This is a genomic window from Nocardia sp. NPDC050793 (assembly GCF_040654065.1).
Classification (GTDB): Bacteria; Actinomycetota; Actinomycetes; order Mycobacteriales; family Mycobacteriaceae; genus Nocardia.
The window spans coordinates 436,349-452,750 of the sequence record NZ_JBFAHG010000005.1; the positions used below are offsets into that span (position 1 = coordinate 436,349).

The 16,402-nt window shown below is 70.4% G+C and carries 12 protein-coding genes; 3 read left to right on the forward strand and 9 right to left on the reverse strand.

All coding sequences use genetic code 11. The features are described from left to right. Positions 1–6 precede the first annotated feature (6 nt). Positions 7–2,871, reverse strand: coding sequence for a PEP/pyruvate-binding domain-containing protein (locus AB0H50_RS20085; RefSeq protein ID WP_357454548.1), 2,865 nt, complete (start codon positions 2,869–2,871; stop codon positions 7–9). A gap of 219 nt (positions 2,872–3,090) precedes the next feature. Here AB0H50_RS20085 and AB0H50_RS20090 point away from each other — a divergent pair, with 219 nt between their 5' ends. From AB0H50_RS20090 to AB0H50_RS20100, 3 genes are all read left to right on the forward strand, one after another. Beyond that, positions 3,091–3,804, forward strand: a complete 714-nt coding sequence (locus AB0H50_RS20090; RefSeq protein ID WP_357454551.1) for an ESX secretion-associated protein EspG — start codon at positions 3,091–3,093, stop codon at positions 3,802–3,804. A 147-nt stretch (positions 3,805–3,951) separates the two neighbouring features. Next, complete coding sequence (locus AB0H50_RS20095) at positions 3,952–4,326, forward strand: hypothetical protein (RefSeq protein ID WP_357454553.1); 375 nt, start codon at positions 3,952–3,954, stop codon at positions 4,324–4,326. Beyond that, a complete protein-coding gene (locus AB0H50_RS20100; protein WP_357454556.1) occupies positions 4,323–5,810 on the forward strand; it encodes a hypothetical protein in 1,488 nt (495 codons plus the stop codon). The genes AB0H50_RS20095 and AB0H50_RS20100 overlap by 4 nt, the downstream gene beginning before the upstream one ends. Before the next feature lie 575 nt (positions 5,811–6,385). Here AB0H50_RS20100 and proB read toward each other — a convergent pair. From proB to AB0H50_RS20140, 8 genes are all read right to left on the reverse strand, one after another. After that, complete coding sequence (proB, locus tag AB0H50_RS20105; RefSeq protein WP_357455335.1) at positions 6,386–7,501, reverse strand: glutamate 5-kinase; 1,116 nt, start codon at positions 7,499–7,501, stop codon at positions 6,386–6,388. Positions 7,502–7,637: 136 nt separating this feature from the next. After that, entirely contained in the window at positions 7,638–9,098 is a 1,461-nt protein-coding gene (gene obgE, locus AB0H50_RS20110; RefSeq protein ID WP_357454559.1) for a GTPase ObgE, read from the reverse strand. A 142-nt stretch (positions 9,099–9,240) separates the two neighbouring features. Continuing rightward, complete coding sequence (gene rpmA / locus AB0H50_RS20115; RefSeq protein WP_068065451.1) at positions 9,241–9,507, reverse strand: 50S ribosomal protein L27; 267 nt, start codon at positions 9,505–9,507, stop codon at positions 9,241–9,243. A gap of 22 nt (positions 9,508–9,529) precedes the next feature. After that, positions 9,530–9,841 carry a 50S ribosomal protein L21 gene (gene rplU / locus AB0H50_RS20120; protein ID WP_068065454.1) on the reverse strand — a complete coding sequence of 104 codons (312 nt, stop codon included), beginning with the start codon at positions 9,839–9,841 and terminating at the stop codon, positions 9,530–9,532. Between the two features lie 295 nt (positions 9,842–10,136). After that, a complete protein-coding gene (locus AB0H50_RS20125; protein ID WP_357454562.1) occupies positions 10,137–13,355 on the reverse strand; it encodes a translation initiation factor IF-2 N-terminal domain-containing protein in 3,219 nt (1,072 codons plus the stop codon). Positions 13,356–13,890: 535 nt separating this feature from the next. Continuing rightward, positions 13,891–14,307, reverse strand: coding sequence for a nucleoside-diphosphate kinase (gene ndk, locus AB0H50_RS20130; RefSeq protein ID WP_355000843.1), 417 nt, complete (start codon positions 14,305–14,307; stop codon positions 13,891–13,893). A 237-nt stretch (positions 14,308–14,544) separates the two neighbouring features. Continuing rightward, positions 14,545–14,976, reverse strand: a complete 432-nt coding sequence (locus tag AB0H50_RS20135) for a DUF4233 domain-containing protein (RefSeq protein ID WP_357454565.1) — start codon at positions 14,974–14,976, stop codon at positions 14,545–14,547. Positions 14,977–15,019: 43 nt separating this feature from the next. Continuing rightward, positions 15,020–16,390 (reverse strand): folylpolyglutamate synthase/dihydrofolate synthase family protein, encoded by a 1,371-nt coding sequence (locus AB0H50_RS20140; protein ID WP_357455338.1) that lies wholly within the window; start codon positions 16,388–16,390, stop codon positions 15,020–15,022. Positions 16,391–16,402 lie beyond the last annotated feature (12 nt).

Genomic DNA, 16,402 nt, shown 5'->3' on the forward strand with positions numbered 1-16,402 from the left:
TCTTTGTCAGGTACCATCGCGGCGATCTCCTTCGGACAGCACAGTAACCGTTCCGGCCGTTCCGTCCACCCGAATTCGCATACTGGTCCGTATTCTCTTCGTGACGTCCTTGACCTGGACGACGGTCGGCACCCCGAGTTCGCGCGCCACGATCGCCACGTGGGTCAGCGGGCTGCCGCGCTCGATCACCAGCGCCGACGCCGAGGGCAGCGCCGCGACCCAGCCCGGGTCCGTCCGGTAGGCCACCAGGATGCCGCCCGCCACGTCGCTCGGCTCGCCGACGACCACCGCCTCGCCCTCCACGATCCCCGCCGCCGAGGGCGTGCCGCCGAGCACGGTGCCCACGGTCGCCGCGGGCATCTCGCGGACCGGCACCCAGCCCTGCGCGGCCAGTTCCGCGCGTCCGAACGCGCCGCCCCTTGTGACGAACCGGGCGGGCGCGACCAGCTCCGCGTCGGCGGCGCGCTGCGCCTTGCGGGCGGCGACCAGCGCGCGCAACGTCCCGGTGTCGGCGCCCTCGTAGCAGCCGCGCAGTTCGTCCACCGTCAGGTAGAACACGTCGGCGAACTCGTCGATCACGCCGCGTTCGACCAGGTCACGGCCCATCGCCCGAATCATCCGCTTCACCATGCCGAAGGCCCTGGTGCGACAGAACCGCAGGCGCTCGCGATGGGCGGCGCACCGCGACACCTTGCCCCGCAGACGCTCGTAGACCCGGCGGCGAGCGCCGCGCAGATGGGCGTCGAGATAGGCCTCGGCCTCGTCGCGCCGATCCAACGGCGCTGTGGCTTCGTCGCGCCGATCCAACGGCGCTGTGGCTTCGTCGCGCCGATCCGGCGGCGCGGTGGCTTCGTCGCGCCGATCCGGCGGCGCGGTGGCTTCGTCGCGCCGATCCGACGGCGCTGTGGCTTCGTCGCGCCGATCCGGCGGCGCGGCCGCCTCGTGCACCCGGCCGAGCGCGCTGCGCAGCATGATGAACAGACCCGACGGGTCCTCGCGCAGATCCGGCGTCTCCAGCTTCAGCTCGTCCAGGCTGCGGTAGCCGTAGCGGTCCAGGTAGGCGTCGACCTCGGCGCGGAAATCGGGGTGGTCGGCCAGTGCGGCGAACATCCGGTCCGGCGGGGTCGACCGCACCAGCGCCGTCAGTTCCGGATCCGCGTCCACCGATCTGGCGAGCGCGGTCATTGCGCGGGCGGGCTCGGCCGATTCGACGTCGGCGCCGGGCCCGACGACCGCGTAGCGGAACCACTCGGGCGCCTTCGGCAGCAGCGCCTTGGTCAGCGCGTAGAGCAGGCCGGTGCAGGTCAGCAGGATCGCGTCGAGCACCATCAACGGACCCCAGCGCTCGACGAGATCGCGATCGACCCTGCGGTAGGCGGCATAGACCTCCGCGCCGGACAGCGACGCGTAGTCGAGTCCGTCGTATTCGTCGTAGACGCGGTAGAACTCGGCGAGAAAGTCTTCGACCATGGCGTCGATGCCGAACAGCCGCCGCAGATAGGTCGCCGTGGTCACCGCGCGGGATCGCAATCGGGCCAGCGGGTTGCGGAAGGTGAAGGGCCGCAGTGTTTTCGCGAGGTCGTCCGCGAGCGGCTCGGCCACACCCAGCGCGGCCTCCAGCACCCGGCGGTTGAGCGGGTAGCCCGGCGCGATGCCCACCATCCGGTACCAGTGCAGCAGGTTGTAGTACACCCTGCCGTGAAAGTAGCCGAGCAGCACCGGAGTCCAGGCGTCTGTCTGCCGCAGCTGGGCGGGCGGCACGCGCAGCGAGGCGGCATAGCCGCGGTACACGCGACCGTAGATGCCCGCCGCGGTGGTGTAGGTCAGCGGGGAGGTGATGCCGCTGAAACTCTCGATGATGTTCGAGTTGTCCCAGATTCGCAGTTCGCCGGGCGCGAGCGTCTCACCGGCGCCGCGCAGCTGTGCGTCCGGTGCGTTCGCGGGCACGGTGGTGATCGGACGGGACTGGAGTACCCACAGTCCCATGTCGTCCAGCGCCCACTCGATGTCCTGCGGTGCGCCGCAGACGATTTCGATCTTGCGGCCCAGCTCTGTCAGCTCGGCGATCTCGGCGTCGGTCAGCACGGCGCGCTCGCGCAGCGCCGCCGCCACCTCGCCGATTTCGCACCCCTGCTCAGCGGCGGGGGTGTAGCTGCTGTCCTTGTCGCCGACAATCATGTCCAGCACAGCGCCAGTCGCCTTCTCGACGGTGACGGTGTCCGCGTCCACCGCGCCGGACACCAGACCCTCACCGAGGCCGTACACCGCGCTGATCAGCAGTTCCCCCGGCGCGCCCGTGCTGGGATTCGCGGTGAACAGGACGCCGCTGGCTCGCGCGGACACCAGCCGTTGCAGCACAACGCCCGGCGCGCCGCCGACCGGACGCGACCGCGCGAAGGCGTACCGTATCGACCGCTCGGAGAAGGCGGACGCCCAGCAGTCCCGCACCCGGTCGGCCACCGCCGCGACCCCGTTGACGTTGAGGAAGGAGTCGAACTGTCCCGCGTAGGAGTGCTCGGCGCCGTCCTCGACGACCGTCGAGGAGCGCACCGCGACCGGCCCGCCGCCGATCCTCGCGTACCCGTCGGCGATCAGCTCCCGCAGGTCGGGGGGCAGCGGCGCGGACCCGATCGCGGCGCGCAGATCGGCGCCAAGCGCCAGCGCGCGCTCGAGATCGTCCGCCGCGCCGATCGCGGAAACCCGCTCGGCCAGTTCGTGTTCGGCGAGGAAGCGCTCGAACGCGTCGGTGCCGAGCGCCACCCAGTCGGGGACGCGGAAACCGCCGTTCTGTACGGTGTGCAATCCGCGCGCCTTGCCGCCCGCCAGCGCGGCGATCCTCGCCCGTTCGTCCCACGACCCGAGTACCTGCACGGCATCTCTCCCATCGCCTTGATCGACGCGCCGGAGCCGGGCGCCCCGGGCCCACGATCGGCCGCGCGAAAACCAAGGGTTTGTCTGGATATATCCGAGTTGTCGGCGCGGCGTTAGCCCCTGATCCAGTGGTACCAGTTCCCGGACAAGTTCGTCGCGCGATGCGTAACACCGTTATGCTGCGGGCAGTTCGGTGGGTTCGGTGAGGAGTGATTCGGCGTGGGTTGGACGTTCACCCCGGACGAGTTCGCCCACATATGGCGGGAAACAGACGTGGATCGTCACCCGTACCCGCTGCGCATCCTGGAGACGCCGCGCACCGAATACGAGGCCGAGGCGCTGCGCTCCCAGCTGAACCAGCGCCTGCCGCTCGGCGCCGACCCTGACTTGTCGGCCTGCTTGCGGATCCTCGCCGAACCCCACACCAGGATCGTGGCCATCGGCGGCGCGCACACCCCGAACAGCGAGCTGCGGTTGCTGGCCTGCGCGGTGTACGACCGCGCGGTGCTCGCCATCCAGGAACCCGGCGCCCGCACCGATTTCGGCGGTCGCGTGCGTATCTCGATCGGGCACGCGAGCAAGCTCGGCAGCCGCATCGCCACGCTGCTTCCGAGAACACCCGCCGGGCGCGAACCCGCCCGCGCCGCCACCGCCGCCGCGGTCCGCGACACCGAGACCGTCGTCGCCGCCCAACCCGCCGCGACCCTCATCCGCAGGCTGCTGCTCAAACCGCACACCGCCGAAGGACACCTGCGCATCGAAGCGCGGCTGGACCGTGACGAACCGGGCCCCGCGATCCACTACACCTGGATCGATGTGCAGGGGGACGGGCGTTACCTGATCAAAGCGGGCGACACGGTGCACATCGTGCCCGCCTCCCCCGAGCAGATCGCCGCGCAATTGCAGAAACGCATTCCGGCTCGAGCGAGGTGAGCGGCGGCTTCAGGCGTTGGATTCCGTTTAGCCCAGCACGTATTAGGCGTGCCTTGCCTCTGCTGTGGCCACGCGCACGATTTGGACGGACTCCGTCCGGCGGCACCCATTAGGCTTAGGCGGACCGACCGATCAACGGGGGTGCGCATGACGATCGAGACCAGCCGAGCCGATATAGCGCGGTTCAAGCAGGAAGCGCAGGCAGGCACCGTCAAGTTCGATCCGGACGCCGCGCGGCGGTGCGCCGAGATGTACGACAATCAGGCCGACCGGCTGATCTATCTGCAGCAGCGGCTCGAATCCGTAGCCGAACTACAGGGATTCGGCGGCTTCGTCTCGGCGCAGCAATTACAGGCCGGCTTCGGACACAAAGCCCGCGACGCGGCGGCACTGCTCGACCATTACATCGAGGCCGCCTACCGCATGAAGGAAGCGTTCCTGATCAGCGCCGGACTCTACGAAGAAGCCGACGCCGCCAACGCGGCCGCGCTGCGCGCGGTGGAAACGAGGCTGCCCCGATGACCGGCACCGACCCCACCTACATCAACTCGATGGAGCACTTCGAGTCGATGCCACACGAGGAGATCTACGCCAAGACCCAGCAGATCGACGCGGGCGAAATCCTGCGCGCCTCGGTCACCTGGCTCGAGGTCGCCGCCGCGCTGGCCACGTCGATGCCGCTCACCCGCGGCGGCGCCGACCGCGTCATGAACGGCATGGAATGGGAGGGCGCAGCCGCGGGCGCCGCCTACGCGAGCACCCGCAGCTTCGCCGCCTCCGTCGACGAACTCAGCGCCGTCATGGGACAGGTCGGCGCGCGGCTCGGCGGCGTGGCGGCGGCGGCCGAAGCGGTCAAACTGGCCGTCGTGCCGCCCGGTAGCTCAGGGCCGATCGGCGCCATCGCGCAACTGCTCGAGGCGGCGAATGTCATCGACGCGCAGATGGCGCAGGAAGCGCTGCGGCAGGAAGCCGTGCTCGCGATGAACATGGTGTACAAGCCCGCCTACACGATGGCGGCCAACGGCGTCCCCGCCCTGCCGGAACCGCCTGTGCTGTCGGCAGTTCCGGATGCCGGAGTGATCCCGCAGTCGTCGAACGGTTCGACGGGGTACGGCGCGCCGGGCAGCGAGGCCCCGGGAGGAACGGAAAGCATTCCACCGGAATCGGATTCGCAGTCCGAGCCGCCCATCCATTCGGAACCCGAGTCCCCGGAATCGCAGACCCCTGCCCCCGACGCGCCCCCTTCCCAAGACGTCCGGCCGCCGACGCACGAGACCCCGGCACCGCCGACCACCGAGGCACCGCCGACCGGGGACGCACCGCCTATCCAGGACACCCCGGTACCGCCGACCCAGGATGTGCCGCCGACGCAAGAGGCTCCAGCACCGCCAACCCAGGACGTGCCGCCGCCTACACAGGAGGCACCGGCACCGCCCACCACCCATGCGCCGCCAACCGTCGACACGCCACCGCCAACTCAGGGCACCCCGGCACCGCCAACCGAGAACACGCCGCCGCCTATGCAAGAGGCTCCGGCACCGCCGCCGATCCACGAGCCGCCAAATCAGAACGTCCCGACTCCTACCCAGGAAGCCCCGGCACCTCCCCCCACACAGGCGCCACCGACCCTGGACACACCACCGCCCACCCAAGAGGCCCCGGCACCACCAACTCAGCAGGCGCCCCCGCCAACCCAGGACATCCCCGCGCCACCACCCACCCAGGCTCCCCCAACCCTGGACACACCACCGCCCACCCAAGAACCCCCGGCACCACCAACTCAGCAGGCGCCCCCGCCAACCCAGGACATCCCCGCGCCACCACCCACTCCCGAAGCTCCGCCTCCACCCACCCCGGCACCGGCCCCGCCGCCCGGCGAAACCCTGCCGCTACCCGACCTGGGCGGCCAACCCGGCGTCACCGGTCCCATCCCGGACGCCCAAAACCAGGGCTCCTCTCACACCGACCAACCCGGCGTAGTCCCCCAATCCGGCACCACCAGCTAGCGTGCGAAACCCGCACTACCCCACCGCAACACCCTCGCAGCCCATCCACACTCCTCGCAGACACCACACCCTCTGCGAGGCGTACACAAGCCCTGCGAGGCCGAACAAAGCTCGCCGCCGGGGACAGCCCCGGCACGGGCGCTCCCACACACCGCTTGCACGCCTCACAGAGCTACTGCCTATGTGAGGCGTACGAACAATGTGTGGAAGCCGCAGATCCCTCGGCCAAGCGATCCGTAGGGACCCAGCCTGCACGAGAGCGCTGCTCATCCAACTGTCGCCTGGGCCGGAGCGCTTCGGTGTGCGCGAAAGGTTCGCCGCCAGCGCGACCGCCCCGGCACGGTCCTCACACACCGGTTGCACGCCTCACAGAGCTACTGCCTATGTGAGGCGTACGGACGGTGTGTGAGGTCGCATGCGCTCGAGAGCCAGCGAGTTGAGGTGGACCAGCTGGCGTCGCGGTCGGGTAGGCAATCGCCGGGTAGGGCATAGCGGCCGAGGAGCGGCTCAGAGGTGTCCGGTGGGCCGGGTGATCAGGGACCCGGGGCCGCGCCGAGGTCGGCAGTGCCAGTGGCTCAGGCCTTGACCAAGTCGTCGGCGTGGATTACCGGGCGTTGCATGGTGTCCGGGAGTTCGGTTGTGGAGCGGCCGAGCATGGTGGAGAGTTCGGTGCTGTCGTATTCGACGACGCCGCGGGCGATCAGGCGGTGATCGGGCGCCAGCAGGTCGACTACGTCGCCGCCGTAGAAGCGGCCGCGGACGGCGGTGATGCCTGCGGCGAGCAGCGAGCGGCGGCGGTGGGCGACGGCCTGCACGGCGCCGTCGTCGAGGACGAGCGCGCCGCGGCTGTCGGCCGCGTGCCGGACCCAGAACTTGCGGGCCGACAGGCGAACCGGGCGCGCGGCGAAGGCGGTGCCGACGGTGCCGGAGGCGAGCGCGGTGGCGGCTTCCTCGGCGGCGGCGAGCAGGACGGGGACGCCTGCGTCGGCGGCCAGCCGCGCGGCGGAGAGCTTGGAGGCCATGCCGCCGGTGCCGAGCGCGCCGCCGCTGCCCGCGATGACACCGTCCAGATCGGCGCTGCTGCGGACCTCGGGGATGAAATTGGCGGCGCCCTTGCGGGGATCACCGTCGTAGAGGCCCTCCACGTCGGAGAGCAGGATCAGGGCGTCGGCGCCAACCAGGTGCGCGACGAGCGCCGCGAGCCGGTCGTTGTCGCCGAACCGGATCTCTTCGGTGGCGACCGTGTCGTTCTCGTTGACCACCGCGACCGCGCCGAGCGAACGCAGTCGGTCCAGGGTGCGCTGGGCGTTGCGGTGATGCTCGCGGCGGGAGAAATCGTCGGCGCTCAGCAGCACCTGCCCGACGGTCCGGCCGTAACGGGCGAAGGAGGTGCCCCACGCGTGCGCCAGCGCCAGCTGGCCGACGCTGGCCGCCGCCTGCTTGGTCGCCAGATCCCTTGGGCGGCTGGACAACCCGAGCGGAGCGATACCCGCACCGATGGCGCCGGACGAGACGACGACGACGTCCGAACCCGCGCGCATGCGGGCCTCGACGGCGTCGGCGAGACGGTCGAGCCGCGTCGTGTCCAGACCGCCCTTCAGGCTGGTCAAGGCCGACGAGCCGATCTTCACCACGACACTGCGCGCCGCGGTGATCGCCTGCCGCGCCTCGCTGAGCCCGCCGGGCGACATCGCGTCCGCTAGCTCCGAATTCACCTGCGTCACAACTGAACTCCTTGTACCGCAACCGAAAGTGCTGTCCAGTCTGCCAAAGCCGTTCCCGCGAGACCGCCGCCGGACGTTCGAAACCGTTCGGCGGCGGCGCTTTTCACGACCGGTCCTCGTCCTCCGTGACCAGGCCGCGACGCACGCGAGAGGCGTGCTTGCGCTCGGCGGCGCCGACCCGGTCGCTCTGCTCCAGACGAACATCGGTGCCGCGACCGGTGGGCACCCGGTCGATGCCCGCCGAGATCTGCGGCTCCCAGTCGAAGCTGACGTCTCCGATGGTGACCGGGGCGCCCGGTTCGGCGCCGAGACGCACCAACTCGTCCTCGACGCCGAGGCGAGCCAGCCGGTCGGCCAGGTAGCCGACCGCCTCGTCGTTGTCGAACTGGGTCTGCCGCACCCAGCGCTCCGGGCGCGCGCCGCGCACGATGAAGCCGCCCGGCTCGTCCGGGTCGGCGATCACGCTGAAGCCGGACTCGTCCACCGCGATCGGCCGGATCACCGGACGCTTGGGCGCGGCCTTCGGGTGCGCCTCGCGGTATTCGCGCACCAGGTCGGCGAGCGCGAAGGTCAAGGGGCGCAAGCCGGCTCGGCTCACGGCGGAGATCTCGAAGACCGGCCAGCCGCGCTCGGCGAACTCGGCCGTGACCATTTCGGCCAGCTCAGCGGCGTCAGGGACGTCGGTCTTGTTCAGGATCACCACGCGGGGGCGATCGGCCAGATCACCGAGACCGGCGTCGGCGGCGAGCGCGGGCTTGTACGCGGCCAGCTCGGCCTCGAGCGCGTCGACGTCGGAGACGGGATCGCGGCCCGGTTCGAGGGTCGCGCAGTCGACGACGTGCGCGAGCACCGCGCAACGCTCCAGGTGGCGCAGGAAGTCGAGGCCGAGACCGCGGCCTTCGCTGGCGCCGGGGATCAGGCCGGGCACGTCGGCGATGGTGAAGGTGGTGTCGCCGCTGGCCACCACGCCGAGGTTCGGCACCAGCGTGGTGAACGGGTAGTCGGCGATCTTCGGCTTGGCCGCGGAGAGCACCGAGACCAGCGAGGACTTGCCCGCCGACGGGAAGCCGACCAGACCGACGTCGGCGACCGACTTCAGTTCCAGGACGAGCTCGCGTTCCTCGCCCTCCTCGCCGAGCAGCGCGAAGCCGGGCGCCTTGCGTGCCTTGGACGCCAGCGAGGCGTTGCCGAGCCCGCCGCGTCCGCCACGAGCGGCGACGTATTGGTTGCCGACGCCGACCAGGTCGGCCAGGATCTCGCCGTCCTTGTCCAGCACGACGGTGCCGTCCGGCACCTTCAGCAGGAGGTCGCCGCCGGTCTTGCCGTCCCGGTTGCCGCCCTCGCCCGGCTTGCCGCTGCCTGCCTTGGCGTGCGGGTGGAAGTGGAAGTCGAGCAACGTGTGTACGTTGCCGTCGACCTCGAGGATGACGTCGCCGCCGTTGCCGCCGTTGCCGCCGTCCGGTCCGCCGAGCGGCTTGAACTTCTCGCGGTGCACCGACGCGCACCCATGACCGCCCTTCCCGGCACGCACGTGCAGCACGACACGGTCGATGAATTTCGACATGGGTCGAATCATCCTCCTTCTGGGCTGGTCGTTCTTCGAGGGCTCGCGCTGATTCGTCGGCGGTCGCCGCCAGGAGAACGCGAAAAGCGGGTCAGGGTGACGTACCCTGACCCGCTCGGCTTTGTCTGGATCGGCTAGGCGGTCAGGCCTGAACCGGCTCCGGGACGACGATGTTGACGGTCTTGCGGCCACGCTTGGTGCCGAACTGGACCGCGCCCGCCTCGAGGGCGAACAGGGTGTCGTCACCGCCACGACCGACGTTCACGCCGGGGTGGAAGTGGGTGCCACGCTGACGCACCAGGATCTCGCCTGCCTTGACGGTCTGGCCGCCGAAGCGCTTGACGCCGAGTCGCTGGGCGTTGGAATCGCGTCCGTTCCGGGAGCTGGACGCGCCCTTCTTGTGTGCCATAGCTGAGTCTCCTCGGGATGTCTTACTTGATGCCGGTGACCTTCAGGACCGTCAGCGGCTGACGGTGACCTTGGCGCTTGTGGTAGCCGGTCTTGTTCTTGAACTTGTGAATGCGGATCTTGGGGCCCTTGGTCTGCTCGACCAGCTCCGCGGTCACCGAACGCTCGGCCAGCTTGGCCGCGTCGGTGGTCAGTTCGGCGCCGTCCACCACGAGGACGGGCGAGAGCTCGACGGCGGAACCCGGCGCACCCTCGATCTTTTCGACCTTCACCAGGTCACCGACCGCGACCTTGTACTGCTTTCCGCCGGTCTTGACGATCGCGTACGTTGCCATCGGTCGGCTTCCTCCACTCGATGTCTTCTCGTGCTTCACTCACGCCACAGGTCGCGACGTGAATTGTCTTGGCTGGTTGCTGCACGGGGCGCATACCTCGCTGCGTTCAGCAGCTTTGGGCGCATCGCCAGGCAGCGACCGTCCAAGGTTACCAGACCCCCGGTCCAGGACCCAATTCGGCGGTCGGCACTCGCTCGGCAATCCCGTCAGGGGCGGATTTCACCGAGCTGTCCGACGCCCGAACGGATTCGGCCGGTCGCCCCTCTCGGGTCCGACCGGCCGAATCACACGCGACTCAGCTGGGCGTATCGACCGGCGGGCCGGCGGGACGGCCGACAGCCCTGCGGCGCGGACGCCCACGTTGCGGCAGTTCGACCGGCTGGGGCTCCGAGTAGTCGACCGCGGGCGCGCCGCCCTGGTCGGCGCTGGACAGCACGAACACGGCTCCGGCGCTGTCAGCGGCCGGCGCGGCCGCCGAACGTGCCACCCGGCGGCGGCGAGGCGCCAGCCGGGGCGCCGGTTCACCGTTGGCAACCGCTCGGTCGGCGGCGGCGACAGCGGCCTCCTCTCGCACCGGCGCGGGCTCTTCGGTCACCGAAACCAGGTCGGTCTCCGCGGGTGCCGAAACAACCGTTTCGACCTGCTCCTCCAGCGCCTCGGCCACCTTCTCGGCCTCGACCTCCTCGGCGACCGCCGCTTCCGCGACAGCCTCCTCGGCCACGACCCCGACGGCTTCCTCGGTCACCGCTTCGACCTCGGCGGCCTCCTCGGCCCACGGCTCGGCCTCGGCAATTTCCTCGACAATCGCCTCTCGGGCGGCTGCCACGGCATCGGCCACATTCGCCGCCACCGCATCGGCATCGGTAGCGACGACCTCGGCCTCGGCGACCGGCTCCTCGGTCTCGGAGTCCGCGGTGTTGTGCGCGGCCATGGCCAGTGCCACCGGATGCGCCCGCTTGACGGCGGCCTCTTCCTCGACCGACTCGCTCGGCGGCGGCGTGCCGTTCGTGGCAACCGCGGCGGCCGCACTCTTGTCCCGGCCGCGGCGGCGACGCGAGCCGCCCTCCCGACGGGTCGAGGTGTCCTCGGCCGGCACGAGCTCCACCGGGTAGGTGTGCACCAGGATGCCGCGGCCGTGGCAGTGCTCGCAGGTGGTCGAGAACGCCTCGACCAGCCCGGTGCCCAGCTTCTTGCGGGTCATCTGGACCAGGCCGAGCGAGGTCACCTCGGAGACCTGGTGCCGGGTGCGGTCCCTGCCGAGCGCCTCGGTCAGGCGGCGCAGCACCAGGTCGCGGTTCGACTCGAGCACCATGTCGATGAAGTCGACGACGATCATGCCGCCGATGTCGCGCAGCCGCATCTGGCGCACGATCTCCTCGGCCGCCTCCAGGTTGTTCCTGGTGACGGTCTCCTCCAGGTTGCTGTTGCCCGACCCGGTGAACTTGCCGGTGTTGACGTCGATGACGGTCATGGCCTCGGTGCGGTCGATCACCAGGGTGCCGCCGGAAGGCAGCCACACCTTGCGATCGAGCGCCTTGCCCAGCTGCTCGTCGATACGGAAGGTCTCGAAGACGTCCACGCCGTTGTTCTCGTGCCGGGAGACCCGCGCGAGCAGGTCCGGCGCGACGGTGCGGATGTAGTTCTCGACCGTGCTCCACGCCCGGTCACCCTCGATGACCAGCCGCGAGAAGTCCTCGTTGAACAGGTCGCGGATAACCTTGACCAGGAGATCGGGCTCCTCGTACAACGTCTTCGGCGCGCCGCCGTCCCTGTTCGCCTGCTGCTCGATGGAACGCCACGTGGTCTGCAGCCGCTCCACGTCGCGGGCCAGCTCGGCCTCGCTGACGCCCTCGGAGGCAGTGCGAATGATCACACCCGCGTCGGCGGGCACGATGTCGCGCAGGATCTCCTTGAGGCGCTTGCGCTCGGTGTCGGGCAGCTTGCGGCTGATGCCGGTGGAGGTGCCGCCGGGCACGTACACCAGGAAGCGACCGGCCAGGCTGATCTGGGTGGTGAGCCTGGCACCCTTGTGCCCGACCGGGTCCTTGGACACCTGAACCAGCACCTGATCGCCGGGCTTGAGCGCCTGCTCGATCTTGCGCTCCTTGCCGCCGAGCCCGGCGGCCTCCCAGTTCACCTCGCCCGCGTACAGCACGCCGTTGCGGCCGCGGCCGATGTCGACGAACGCCGCCTCCATGCTGGGCAGCACGTTCTGCACCTTGCCGAGGTAGACGTTGCCGACCATGGAGGCCTGGCCGGTGTTGGTGACGAAGTGCTCGACGAGGATGTTGTCCTCGAGCACCGCGACCTGGGTGGCGGCCGGGTGTTCGGGGAACGACTTCTCGCGCACCACCATCACCCGGTCGACCGCCTCGCGGCGGGCCAGGAATTCCGACTCGGTCAGGATCGGCGGGCGGCGGCGACCGGCCTCGCGACCGTCGCGGCGACGCTGACGCTTCGCCTCCAGGCGGGTGGAGCCGGTGATGCCCTGCACCTCGTCCGAGGCGGCCCGGCTGCGGCTCTTGTTACGCGGCTCACGCTCGTGCACCACGGTGTTCGGCGGGTCGTCGTCGGAGGGCTCGGCGTCGCCCTCACCACCGACCTTGCGGCGACGGCGACGGCGACGACGGCGGCTCGCGCCCTCCGGCACCGCGTCCTCGTGCTCGCTGTCGGCCTCGCCCTCCTCGCTCGCCTCGGCGGCTTCCGCGCCCTCGGCGGCGGGCTCCTCCTCGGACTCGGACTCCTCGTCGTCCTCGGTGTCGGAGTCGGCGTGCTGCTCGCCGCGGCCACGGCCGCGACCGCGCCTGCCGCGGCGACGACGGCGCGGCAGGCCTTCACCGTCGCCGTGCTGCTCGGCGCTGTCCTGCTCGTCCTCGGTGGTCTCGGGTTCCTCCTCGACGACCTCCTGCGCGACAACCTCCTGCGCGGCGATCTCCTGCGCGGCGATCTCCTGCGCGGCGATCTCCTCGGCGCGCTTGGCCTCGCGCTCGGCACGGCGCTGCTTGCGCATCTGCTCGGCGGCCGCCGCGTCGGGCGACAGGAACAGCGGCGCGGCAACGGACGGCGCCTCGAAGACCGGCGGCGCCGCGACCGGCGGCTCGACGGGTTCGGCGTGGGTGAACAGCTGCGTCGGCTTGGCGCTCGCCGTCGGTAGCCCGGTGTGCACCGGATCCGGGGCGGAGAAGAGCAGTCCGCTCGGTTGCGCGGCCTCCGGCTTCTCTGGCTCCGGCGCGACCGCCTCTGCCGCCGCTGGCTCGGCGGGAGGCGGTTCGGCTTCGGCGGCGGGAGTCGCCGCGTCGGGTTCGGTGGCGACGAGCGCGTCGCGCACCGTTTCCGCGACCGCCCGGTCGACGTTGGATTGCGCGCTGCGCGCGTCGGCGCCCAGCTCGGTGAGTTTGGCCAGGATGCGCTTGCTCGTCACTCCCAGCCGCTTGGCAAGCGCGTGAACTCGGATTCGCTCCGGCAATTGATCGGCATCCTGTGATGTTGTTTCCAGCGGCTCTTGATCGGCCACGAAGTCTCCTCGGGCCCCCGGGCGCGTCCCTCCCGGTACGGAGTGACGCGGCCAACGCGGGGGCGCTGTCCGTACACCTCACGCCGTCGACGCGAGGTCCTGTGGTCTCGCCCCGCGTGCCCGGTTGTCACCTGGTTCTTCGTCTTCGGGCTAACTGGTCACGCGGCGCCTGGCTGTTGGCTGAACTCCGTGGAAACGAGCGCTCATCCAGCGTGCCTGCGCGGACCGCCACACCCTCAGCAACCGGGCGCGACTGTCCGTGGCAGCGATGATCGGCATCGAACCGCGGTGTCATCCGGTCGCCATCGCCGCCGGCCATTCGCGTACCTGCGCGAACGGTCGGTGTCGTTGACGACCACTGCCAGTATCCCACATCGTGCGCCCGTGGTTCGCCATCGGCGCGTGAGCGGCCCGATGCCCCGGGTTTGCCCCATCGGTACGACCCGGCGTGACAAGGGGCGATGTGATGCGCGAGCCCGCGATGCCCGCGCGGTTCTCGCCACGCCGGAGGGGCGCGGCGAGTGGGCGGCGGAACTCAGGCAGGGAACTCGGGGAACCAGAGCCCGATCTCGCGCTTGGCCGACTCGGGAGAGTCCGAGCCGTGCACGAGGTTGTACTGGGTCTCGAGGGCGAAGTCGCCGCGGATGCTGCCCGGCACCGCCTTCTCCACGGGGTCGGTGCCGCCCGCGATCTGCCGGAACGCGGCGATGGCGCGCGGGCCCTCCAAGACTGCGGCCACGACCGGGCCGGAGGTGATGAACTCGATCAAGGAGCCGAAGAACGGCTTCTCGGCGTGCTCGGCGTAGTGTTCCCCGGCCAGTTCCTCGGACACCTGCTTCAGCTCCAGGGCCGCGATCTTCAGGCCCTTGCGCTCGATACGGGCCAGCACCTCGCCGACCAGGCCACGGGCCACGCCGTCCGGCTTGATGAGTACCAACGTCTGCTCAGTCACGGCGCACAGCGTAATCGACCTCCTCCCCCACTACCGAACCAGCGTTCAGCCGCGATGCTCCCACCCGCGTTCGATCCGCGTCAGCAGCCGTTCCGGACCGCTGATGGACACCGCCGGACGCAGTCCGCCGACAGCTCGCGTATGGCCGGAGCGAAGGCTGGAGGTACGCCCAATGGACACTGCCGGACGCAGTCCGCCGACAGCCCGCGCATGGCCGGAGCGAATGCGGAGGTACGCCTACCGGTTCATTCGCTGGCTGGGCAGCAGGCCCTGGTCCATGCGGCGCTTGACCTCGGCGCGCAGCATCAGGATGAACGCCCAGACGGCCGCGAAGAGCAGGCCGATGATGCCGATGGACAGGTGGATGAACGCGCCGAGTATCACCAGGACCTGGAGGCCGAGGTTGAACGGCAGCGCCCAGGACCGGCGCTGCAGGCCCGCGCCGAGGATCATCAGCAGCGCGAGGATCACCAGGTAGCTGCCGGACAACCAGCTGATGCCGCCGCCGACGTCGGCGACCACCGGCAGCGCGAGCAGCACCACGATGGACTCGAGGATCAACGTGCCCGCCATGACGCCGCGCAGGCCCTTCCACGGATCGGGCGCGGAGGCCGCGGCCGGTCGTTCGGAAGCGGCCGCGTTCTGATCGCGCTCGCTTGGCTCACTCATGCTGTGCTCACCGGCCCCTTCGTGGATGTGGGTTCGCCGCCGATCACGCGGGATCCTTGCCGAACAGTGCGCGCGCCGCGCCCGCCGTGACCACCGAGCCGGTGACGACGACGCCCGCGCCCGAGACCGCCTCGACCGGGTCGCCGACCTCCTCGGCGATGGCGATCGCGGTCTCCAGCGCGTCGGGCAGCGTGTCGGCGGTGACCACGCGCTCGTCGCCGAACCGCTGCACGGCCAGGTTCGCCAGGCTGTCGATGTCCATGGCGCGCGGCGAGCCGTTGGTGGTGACGACGATCTCGTCGAACACCGGCTCCAGCGCCTCGAGAATGCCCGCGGCGTCCTTGTCGCCGAGCACCGCGACGACGCCGACCAGCTTCCGGAAGTCGAATTCCTCGTCGAGGGTGGCGGCGAGCGCCCGCGCGCCCGCCGGGTTGTGCGCGGCGTCGATGAAGATGGTCGGCGCGCTGCGCATCCGCTCCATGCGGCCCGGGCTGGTGACGGAGGCGAATCCGGCGCGCACGGCGTCGATATCGAGCTGACGCTCGGCGCCCGCGCCGAAGAATGCCTCCACCGCGGCCAACGCAAGCACCGCATTGCGCGCCTGGTGCTCGCCGTGCAGCGGCAGGAAGATCTCGTCGTACACGCCTCCGAGACCCTGAAGCTCGAGCTGCTGGCCGCCGACGGCGATGCGGCGCGCGAGCACCTGGAACTCCGAGCCTTCGCGGGCCACTGCGGCATCCACCTCGACGGCCCGGCGCAGCAGCACCTCCATGGCCTCGGGCTCCTGCTGCGCGATCACCGCGACGTTGTCACGCGGAACCAGGCCCTCCGGAGCGCGTTTGATGATCCCGGCCTTCTCCCCCGCGATGGCGGCGAGGTCGGGGCCGAGGTAGTCGACGTGGTCCAACCCGATCGGGGTGATCACCGCGACCTGGCCGTCGATCACGTTGGTGGCGTCCCAGGTGCCGCCCATGCCGGTCTCCACGACCGCCACGTCGACCGGCGCCTCCGCGAACGCGGCGTAGGCCATGCCGGTGAGCACCTCGAACTTGCTCATCGCCGGACCGCCCGCCGTGGCGGACTGCGCGTCGATCATCTCGACGTAGGGCTGTAGCTCGCGATAGGTCTCGACGTACTTGGCCGGGCTGATCGGCGCATTGTCGATGCTGATCCGCTCGGTGGCCAGTTGCAGGTGCGGGCTGGTGATGCGGCCGGTCCGCCGGTGCAGCGCGGTGAGCAGCGCGTCGATCATGCGGGTGACCGAGGTCTTGCCGTTGGTGCCCGCGATGTGGATCGCCGGATAGCTCTGCTGCGGTGAGCCGAGCAGGTCCATCAGGGTGGCGATGCGGGTGAGCGAGGGCTCGATCTTGGTCTCCGGCCAGCGCTGGTCGAGTTCCGCCTCGACAAGCGCCATCTCGGCGAGCTC

Bases quoted from the DNA above. Each gene is read 5' to 3' on its own strand.
- AB0H50_RS20095 (WP_357454553.1), top strand. From the start codon at position 3,952: ATGACGATCGAGACCAGCCGAGCCGATATAGCGCGGTTCAAGCAGGAA.
- AB0H50_RS20100 (WP_357454556.1), top strand. From the start codon at position 4,323: ATGACCGGCACCGACCCCACCTACATCAACTCGATGGAGCACTTCGAG.
- proB (WP_357455335.1), bottom strand. From the start codon at position 7,501: ATGTCGCCCGGCGGGCTCAGCGAGGCGCGGCAGGCGATCACCGCGGCG.
- obgE (WP_357454559.1), bottom strand. From the start codon at position 9,098: ATGTCGAAATTCATCGACCGTGTCGTGCTGCACGTGCGTGCCGGGAAG.
- rpmA (WP_068065451.1), bottom strand. From the start codon at position 9,507: ATGGCACACAAGAAGGGCGCGTCCAGCTCCCGGAACGGACGCGATTCC.
- rplU (WP_068065454.1), bottom strand. From the start codon at position 9,841: ATGGCAACGTACGCGATCGTCAAGACCGGCGGAAAGCAGTACAAGGTC.
- AB0H50_RS20135 (WP_357454565.1), bottom strand. From the start codon at position 14,976: ATGAGTGAGCCAAGCGAGCGCGATCAGAACGCGGCCGCTTCCGAACGA.
- AB0H50_RS20140 (WP_357455338.1), bottom strand. From the start codon at position 16,390: ATGGCGCTTGTCGAGGCGGAACTCGACCAGCGCTGGCCGGAGACCAAG.